The sequence below is a fragment of the Nocardioides sp. genome (assembly GCF_014360585.1).
In the GTDB taxonomy this organism is placed as follows: Bacteria; Actinomycetota; Actinomycetes; order Propionibacteriales; family Nocardioidaceae; genus Nocardioides.
Map to the genome: position 1 here is coordinate 1 of NZ_JACIXG010000133.1, position 8,572 is coordinate 8,572.

Genomic DNA, 8,572 nt, shown 5'->3' on the forward strand with positions numbered 1-8,572 from the left:
CCGAGCACGCGAGATCTGTGACATCGGGAGGTTGTGAAGCTGAGAGTGGGCCATAGGCCACTCTCAGCTTCACAACCTCCGCTCGATCAGGAGACCGTGATGGTGAACCTCGCCGTTGACCCGTCGGAGGCCGTGATCTTGCCGCGATACTTCCCCGGGGAGTCGTGCGCATGAGCAGCCGTCACCGCATAGACCCCGGCAGCGTGGAGCGAGTCCCGGGATTCAGACGCGATGAACCGTGCGGGGACCGGAGCCGACCCGTCCCCGAAGTCGACTGTCGCGGTGAGCGGTGCGGTCAGCGACGAGCCACCGGTGCCGTCCGCGTCGTCGACCTCGTCGACGGCGACCGCGGTCCCGTCCGTCTTGGTCCCGGGGGCGGCGAGCAGTCCGACCGACACCGATCCGGCCGACCCTGACGAGACCGCAGCATCGCTCCCGGCCAGCTCCGTCGACCAGGCGATCTGCGGCCCGTCGTAGAAGTTGGTGCCGGCGGCAGCAAGTCGCGAACCGACCGAGGCGAGCCGCGCCGCGAAGTCCGACGGCGAGCGCCGCGACTCGGCGGTCCAGCCGTTCTCCCCGTGCGCGAGGACGCGTGGGAAGATCATGAACTCGGCCTGGTCCACGCCCCGGATCGTCTCGGACCACAGCGGCGCCTCGGTGCCGAGGATGTGCTCGTCCCCGACGCCCGCGATGACGTCCTGCGGGCTCCAGTCGTAGTAGTGCGCGACGTCGCAGTCGCCCGAGCACGCCCAGGAGAGTCCGATCGGCGTCTTCGGGTGATACTTCATGTCGAGGTATGAGGTGTTGCCCGGCGAGACGAGCAGCTTGGCGCCGTCCTCGATGACGGCGCGCTTCGCGTGCTCGGTCGTGCCGGCCCAGTACTGAACACCATCACCGGCGGTGAGCCCGGCCTCGGCGTACTCGTTCCAGCCGATCGTCTTCTTCCCGAGCCCGTGGACGATCGCGAGCGCCCGCTCGACGAACGCCACGTAGCCCTCGTGGCCATATCGCTGCGTCATCGCATGCGACTCGTCGCCGCCGACGTGCAGGAACTCGGACGGAGTCAGCGCAGCGAGCTGTGAGAAGACGTGCTGGATGAACGTATAGGTCACCTCGGAGGTCGGATCGAGATAGGAGTAGCCGACGTCGATGGTCCCGTTGTGCGGTGCCACCGGCTCGTCCTCGGTCGCCGGGTGACTCGACCCGGCGGTGTTGAGCTGCGGGATCGCGGCGAGGGCGGCATTCGTGTGGCCGGGGATGTCGATCTCGGGGATGATCTCGATCTCGCGCTCGGCGGCATAGCGCACCAGCGAGCGATAGTCGTCCTGGGTGTAGAACCCGGTGTGGCCGTCGGCGCTCTGATACGGGTTGCCGAGCACCGCGGTCGCACCCGAGACCCGGGTCAGCGCCGTGTAGTCGATGTCGTCGCCGGCCGCCCGACCGGAGTTGGTGATGTCGATCCGCCACCCTTGGTCGTCGGCCAGGTGCATGTGCAGCACCGAGATCTTGGCCGCCGCTGCGGCGTCGATGACCTGCTCGACCTCGTCGACCTCGAGGAACGAGCGGGCGACGTCGAGCATGATCCCGCGATAGCTGAACCGCGGCGCGTCCAGGATCGAGACGGCTGGCACCGTCCAGTCGGTGTTCACCTCGACGGGCGATGAGGCAAACGCCGGCAGCAGCTGACGCAGCGTCTGGGTGCCGTTGAAAAGCCCGTGGCGACTCGCACCGGTGACCTTGACCCCCTTGGCCGTCGAGGAGATCTTGTACGCCTCCGGGTTGCCCTCGACCTCGCCGAACCCGGCCTTGGAGTCGATGGTCAGGACGACATCGCGACGGGTCGGCCTGCCGGCGACGACCGGGAGGTCGAAGCCGGTTGCCGGGCGCAGTTCGGCGGCCATCAGAACGCCGACCTCGGCTGCGTCAGCGCCGCGGGCGACGATCCGGGCCTGCTTGGTCAGGACGAAACCGGGCCCTCCTTTCGCGCGCACCTGGAGCGGGTTCGGCACCAGACCGGGCACTGGTGCCTCCGCTGTGCTCGGGCGCTCGGCCCGTGGCTGGGCCGTGGCTGGTGAGGTGGTCGACGCGGCGATGAGCATGGCGGCGACGCCGACGGACAGCGCCGTCGTCAGAATTTGGATAGGGCCCGAACGAATCATGCGCATGCCTCCGTCGATGGCGAACTCGGTCGACCATCGAGGCTAGCGGCGTTGGCGCCGCAGCGTCGTGGAAATCAGCGATCGTGGTTCGACCCCTGTCCGGGATCCGGGAGCGTGACGTCGGCTGGAGCGCTCAGCGGAGGGGGCGCGTGGCTCAGGTCAGAGCGGCGACGGCATCGGCTAGATCTGCGACGGACCGGGAACGCTCGGGGAGGCTGCCGTCAGGACCGAGGCTGAGCTGGAAGCCCATGAAGGCGGCGTCGATGACGTGGGCTGCCCGTTCGGCGACGGCAGGGTCCACGCCGGACTTGCCGAGATGCGCGACGAGAACGCCCATCCACAGTGTGTTGGCCTCGCGGACCGCCGAGACGTACGGCTCCCTGCCGAAGAGGCCGAGCGCGGCCGCCTCCACATAGATCCGGCTGCACCGGTCGCCCTCCATCACCGCCCAGAGGTCATAGACAGCCGATCGCAGGTCCTTCGAGGGCTCGAGCGCGGCGACGTCGGCGACCGACCGCTCGTTGGACGTGCGGAGCACGTCGGCGACCAGCTGGTCCTTGGTGCCGAAGTGATAGAGCAGGACCCGGTTGCTGGTGCCCAGCTCGGCGGCGAGCGGGCGCAGGCTCAGGCCGATCAGTCCGTGCTCGTGGACGTAGTCGGTCGCCAGCTCGGCCCAGGCGGCACGGCGCTGGGGATCCTTGGCGGGCGCGGTACGCGCGGTCGTCATGCGGTGACTCTAGCAATCGACAGGAGCCATTTGTATCAGTTGGAACAATTTTGTACCACCTGCAACAATCTTGTCTCGCCAAGCCCTTGACCTGGCCCTTCATGTCCACGCAGGATCAGATGTATTCACCCGCGGTTGCCTGTCGAGCAACCCCGATGCCGGAGGTTGTATGAGCCAGATCTACATCGACGGACGCTGGTCGCCAGCGCAGTCGGGCGAGGAGCGGGAGATCCGCTGTCCCGCCGACGGCGCGGTCGTCGGGACCGTTGCGGAGGCTGGAGCCGAGGACGCCCGGGCCGCGATCGCCGCGGCGCGGAACGCCTTCGACAGTGGCGAGTGGCCGTCGACGCCCGCGCGGGAGCGGGGCGACCTTCTGCTGAGGGTCGCCGGCCTGCTCGAGCGCGACACCGCGATCATCGCCCGCGCGGAGTCGCTCGACACCGGGAAGCGACTGGTGGAGAGCGAGTACGACGTGGCCGACGTGGTCTCGGTCTTCCGTCACTTCGGGCACATCGCCACCGAGGAAGCCGGTCGGGTGGTCGACACCGGGAACCCGAGCGTGAAGAGCCGGATCGTGCACGAGCCGGTCGGCGTCTGCGGGCTGATCACGCCGTGGAACTACCCGCTGCTGCAGGTGGCGTGGAAGGTCGCGCCGTGCCTGGCCGCGGGCAACACGTTCGTGCTCAAGCCCAGCGAGATCACGCCGCACACCGCCATCCACCTGATGAAGGTGCTCGAGGAGGCCGGCCTGCCGGCCGGCGTCGGCAACCTGGTGCTCGGCGAGGGCCCGACCGCGGGCGCCCCGCTCTCCGAGGACCCGCGCGTCGACCTGGTCTCCTTCACCGGCGGTCTGGCCACCGGCAAGCGGCTGATGGTGAACGCCGCGGACACGGTGAAGAAGATCGCGCTCGAGCTCGGCGGCAAGAACCCCAACATCGTCTTCGCCGACTCCGACCTGGAGACGGCGCTCGACTTCGCGCTGACCGCGGTCTTCCTCCACTCCGGCCAGGTCTGCTCCGCAGGCGCTCGGCTGATCATCGAGGAGTCGATCAAGGAGGAGTTCGTCGACGAGCTGGTCGCCCGCGCCGAGCAGATCCGCCTCGGCGGCCCGTTCGACGACGCTGCCGAGACCGGCCCGCTGACCAGCAGCGACCACCGCGACAAGGTCGAGGCGTACGTCGCGAAGGGTCTCGCCGAGGGCGCCACCCTCCGCACCGGCGGCAAGCGCCCTGACGACCCCGCGCTGGCCGACGGCTTCTACTACCTGCCCACCATCCTGGACGACTGCACCACCGAGATGAGCGTGACCCAGGACGAGTCCTTCGGGCCGGTCCTCACCGTGGAGACCTTCACCGACGAGGACGACGCCGTCCGCATCGCCAACGACTCCATCTACGGGCTCGCCGGGGCCGTGTGGACCCGCGACGGCGGCCGTGCCGAGCGCGTCGCAGCCAGGCTCAGGATGGGCACCGTCTGGATCAACGACTTCCACCCGTACGTCGCCCAGGCCGAGTGGGGCGGCTACAAGCAGTCCGGGATCGGCCGCGAGCTCGGCCAGGCCGGGCTCGAGGAGTACCGCGAGACCAAGCACATCTGGCACAACATCGACCCGAGCCCGCAGCACTGGTTTGCGCCTCGCGCCCAGGAAACCGGCACAGCGAAGGAGAACTGAGATGACCACGACGTACGACTTCGTGATCGTCGGTGGCGGCTCGGCCGGCTCGGCGATCGCCAACCGGCTCAGCGCCGACCCCGGCACGAAGGTGCTGGTGCTGGAGGCCGGTCACAGCGACTTCAAGATCGACCCGTTCATCCACATGCCGGCGGCGCTGCCGTTCCCGATCGGCTCGAAGCTCTACGACTGGGGCTACGAGACCGATCCCGAGCCGCACCTGGGCGGCCGCAAGGTCTACCACGCCCGTGGCAAGCTTCTCGGTGGCTCGAGCTCGATCAACGGGATGATCTTCCAGCGAGGCAACCCGATGGACTTCGAGCGCTGGGCGGCCGATCCGGGCATGGAGACCTGGGACTACCGCCACTGCCTGCCGTACTTCAAGCGCATGGAGAGCCGCTTCCTCGAGGACGGCACCTCCGGCGCCGACCAGTGGCGCGGTGGCTCCGGCCCGCTCCACCTCGAGCGCGGGCCCGCTTCGAACCCGCTCTTCTCGGCGTTCTTCGAGGCCGCCCAGGAGGCCGGCTACCCGCTCACCGACGACGTCAACGGCTATCGCCAGGAGGGCTTCGCGCCCTTCGACCGTAACGTGAAGGACGGCCGCCGCTGGTCGGCGGCGCGGGCCTACCTGCACCCGGTCATGAACCGCCCCAACCTCACCGTCGAGACCTTCGCACACGCGACGAAGATCCGCTTCGACACCTCCGGCGACACCCCACGGGTGACCGGTCTGGACTACGTCCGCGGCGTCGGGCGCGCCCGCAAGGACCACTTCGTCCGCGCCAAGGAGGTCATCTGCTGCGGCGGCGCGATCAACACCCCGCAGCTGCTCCAGCTCTCCGGTGTGGGGGAGGAGTCCCTGCTGCGCTCGAACGGGATCGACGTCGTGCACAACCTCCCGGGCGTGGGGGAGAACCTCCAGGACCACCTCGAGGTCTACATCCAGTACGCCTCCAAGCAGCCGGTCTCGATCGCCCCAGGTCTGGTGTGGCATCAGCGGCCCAAGATCGCCTGGCAGTGGCTCTTCCAGAAGAAGGGCCTGGGCGCGACCAACCACTTCGAGGGCGGCGGCTTCGCGCGGTCGAACGAGGACGTGGACTGGCCCAACCTGATGTTCCACTTCCTGCCGATCGCGATCCGCTACGACGGGTCGATGGCTCCCGGTCAGGAGAAGGGCCAGCACGGCTACCAGGTGCACATCGGCCCGATGTACGCCGACACCCGAGGCCACGTCCGGATCAAGTCCGACGATCCCTTCGAGCACCCCTCGATGCTGTTCAACTACCTCTCCACGCCCAACGACCGCCGGGAGTGGGTCGAGGCGGTGCGGGTGGCCCGCAACATCCTCAACCAGCCCGCCTTCGCCTCCTTCAACGCCGGCGAGATGTCGCCGGGGCCGTCGGTGGAGACCGACGAGGAGATCCTCGAGTGGGTCCGCAAGGACGCCGAGACGGCGCTGCACCCCTCCTGCACCGCGGCGATGGGCACCGGCGAGATGGCGGTGACCGACCCCACCTCGATGAAGGTGCACGGCACCGAGGGGCTGCGGGTCGTGGACGCGAGCGTCTTCCCCTACGTCACCAACGGCAACATCTACGCGCCGGTGATGATGGTCGCGGAGAAGGCGGCCGACCTGATCGCAGGCAACACTCCGCTGGCACCCTCCGACGTTCCCTACTACCGCCACCGCGACGACTCGCCGCTGTGGCCCGTGGGGGACCCGCGCAACCAGTCCTGAGACCGAACCGTGACCCAAGCCGGCGCTGGGTGGACTAGCCTGCCGGGCACCCCAACCGGAGGAGACAACTCATGCCGGACACGATCGACCCGTCGCGTATGCCCTTGGGTGAACCCGCCGCGGACCCTGACGAGATCCCCACGACGAAGGGGGAGCTGAACAAGACCGTCTTCTTCGGCTCTGCCGGGGTGGTGGTCGCGTTCACGCTCTTCACGCTGCTCGCGCCCGACACCGCAGGCACCGCGATCGGGCATGTCGTCGGTTGGATCTCGAAGTACTTCGGCTGGTGGTACTTCGCGCTCGCCTCGGCGTTGATCGCCTTCGTCCTGTTCATCTGTCTGTCCCGCTACGGGCGGATCCGGCTCGGGCCGGAGGAGTCCCGGCCGGAGTACTCGTTGTTCACCTGGACCGCGATGCTCTTCGCGGCAGGCATCGGCGCCGACCTGATGTTCTACTCGGTCGCCGAGCCGGTCTCGCAGTACCTCACCCCGCCCACAGGCGAGGGCGGCAGCGTCGCCGCCGCCGAGCAGGCCGTGACCTGGACGCTGTTCCACTACGGGCTGTCCGGCTGGGCGATGTACGCCGTCATGGGCATGGCCCTGGGCTACTTCTCCTTCCGCCACGGCCTGCCGCTCTCGATCCGTTCGGCGCTTTACCCGATCTTCGGCAAACGGGTCCGGGGACGGCTCGGTGACGGCATCGACCTGGCCGCCGTGCTCGGTACGATCTTCGGCATCGCGACCTCGCTCGGTATCTCGATCGCCCTGCTGAACGCCGGTCTCAACGTCCTCTTCGGCATCCCCGAAGGCCGCGCTGCGCAGGTCGGCCTGGTCCTGGTCGCGGTGCTGCTCGGCACCATCTCGGCGATCTCCGGGGTCGACAAGGGCATCCGGCGACTCTCCGAGCTCAACGTCCTGCTCTCAGTGGCGCTGATGCTCTACGTGCTCTTCTCCGACAACACCGCGTTCCTGCTCAACTCGCTGGTGATGAACCTGGGCGACTACCTCGTGAACCTCCCCGGGATGAGCTTCGACACGATGCCCTACGACACGGTCGAGAACCCTGACGTCGGTGTCTGGAAGAACCTGTGGACCCTCTTCTTCTGGGCCTGGTGGGTCGCGTGGTCTCCGTTCGTCGGGCTGTTCCTGGCCCGGATCTCGCGGGGCCGGACGATCCGGCAGTTCCTGGTCGGCGTGATGATGATCCCGTTCGGCTTCATCCTGCTGTGGGTCTCGATCTTCGGCAACAGCGCCCTGGGCCGGATCCGCGGCGGTGACGCCGAGTTCGGCGATCTGACAAACGGCAACTACGCGCAGGGCTTCTACGTCTTCCTGGACAACTATCCGGGTGCGATCGCGCTGGTCGCGCTCGCAACCCTGACCGGATTCCTCTATTACGTGACGTCCGCCGACTCCGGTGCTCTGGTGATGGGCAACTTCACCTCGCGTCTGCCGCATCCGATGGCCGACTGCGCGGTCCCGGTACGGATCTTCTGGTCGGTCGCGATCGGTGCGCTGACCCTCGCCCTGATGTTCGCGGGCGGGGACGCGTGGCTGACGACGCTGACGAACGCCACGATCATCATGGGGCTGCCGTTCTCGATCGTGCTCGCCCTGGTCGCCGTCGGGCTCCACCGCTCGCTACGGCTGGAGTCTCTCAAGACCACCAGCGCGAGGTACGCCCTGCCGGCTGCCATCTCCTCGGCGCGCCTGGTCGGAGCGGCCGATGGTGGCGTACGTCCCTCGTTGTCGCAGCGGCTGCGCCGCTCGGTCAACTATCCCACCGCGCGAGACACCGAGCGGTTCATCCAGACGGTCGCGACACCTGTGCTGGAAGAGGTCGCCGCGGAGCTCTGCTCGCACGGGCTCACCTCGGTCGTGACCGAGACCAAGGCCGTACGGGGTGTCCACGGCGTCCAGCTCCACACCGACCTCGAGGACGCTCCCGCGTTCGTCTACAAGCTCACGCCGCTGCCTTGTCCCGCGCCGACGTTCGCTGTCGGCCGAGTCAGCGGTGAGGTCTACTTCCGCACGGAAGTCCACCTCGCCGAGGGCACCCAGGGCTATGACGTCAACGACTACTCGCGCGAGCAGCTGATGGGTGACGTGCTCGACCAGTACGAGCGCCACCTCTCCTACCTCCACCTCGTCCAGCAGGAGAACCTGCCGGCTGAGGTGCCTGAGGTGCCTGAGGTGCCCGAGGCGCCGAGGCGCCCGAGGCGCCGGTGGAGGAGCCCAAGGCCTGAGGGTTGTGCGGCTGGGAGCGGCCCATCGGCC

The 8,572-nt window shown here is 68.4% G+C and carries 5 protein-coding genes; 3 read left to right on the forward strand and 2 right to left on the reverse strand.

Annotation, left to right across the window (positions count from 1 at the left end):
* Positions 1–86: 86 nt before the first annotated feature.
* On the reverse strand, positions 87–2,165 hold the full coding sequence (locus tag H5T77_RS24935; protein WP_292653306.1) for a beta-N-acetylhexosaminidase: 2,079 nt from the start codon (positions 2,163–2,165) through the stop codon (positions 87–89).
* Between the two features lie 148 nt (positions 2,166–2,313).
* On the reverse strand, positions 2,314–2,886 hold the full coding sequence (locus H5T77_RS24940) for a TetR/AcrR family transcriptional regulator (RefSeq protein ID WP_292653307.1): 573 nt from the start codon (positions 2,884–2,886) through the stop codon (positions 2,314–2,316).
* Between the two features lie 169 nt (positions 2,887–3,055).
* Between H5T77_RS24940 and H5T77_RS24945 the strand changes: the two genes are divergently transcribed.
* From H5T77_RS24945 to betT, 3 genes are all read left to right on the forward strand, one after another.
* Positions 3,056–4,558, forward strand: a complete 1,503-nt coding sequence (locus tag H5T77_RS24945) for an aldehyde dehydrogenase family protein (protein WP_292653308.1) — start codon at positions 3,056–3,058, stop codon at positions 4,556–4,558.
* A gap of 1 nt (position 4,559) precedes the next feature.
* Entirely contained in the window at positions 4,560–6,296 is a 1,737-nt protein-coding gene (gene betA, locus H5T77_RS24950; protein WP_292653309.1) for a choline dehydrogenase, read from the forward strand.
* Positions 6,297–6,367: 71 nt separating this feature from the next.
* Positions 6,368–8,572, forward strand: a 2,205-nt coding sequence (gene betT, locus H5T77_RS24955) for a choline BCCT transporter BetT (RefSeq protein ID WP_292653310.1), incomplete at its 3' end; no start/stop codon positions are given.

Excerpts from the sequence above, each read along its gene's own strand:
- H5T77_RS24945 (WP_292653308.1), top strand. The coding sequence starts at position 3,056 with ATGAGCCAGATCTACATCGACGGACGCTGGTCGCCAGCGCAGTCGGGC.
- betA (WP_292653309.1), top strand. The coding sequence starts at position 4,560 with ATGACCACGACGTACGACTTCGTGATCGTCGGTGGCGGCTCGGCCGGC.
- H5T77_RS24940 (WP_292653307.1), bottom strand. The coding sequence starts at position 2,886 with ATGACGACCGCGCGTACCGCGCCCGCCAAGGATCCCCAGCGCCGTGCC.
- H5T77_RS24935 (WP_292653306.1), bottom strand. The coding sequence starts at position 2,165 with ATGCGCATGATTCGTTCGGGCCCTATCCAAATTCTGACGACGGCGCTG.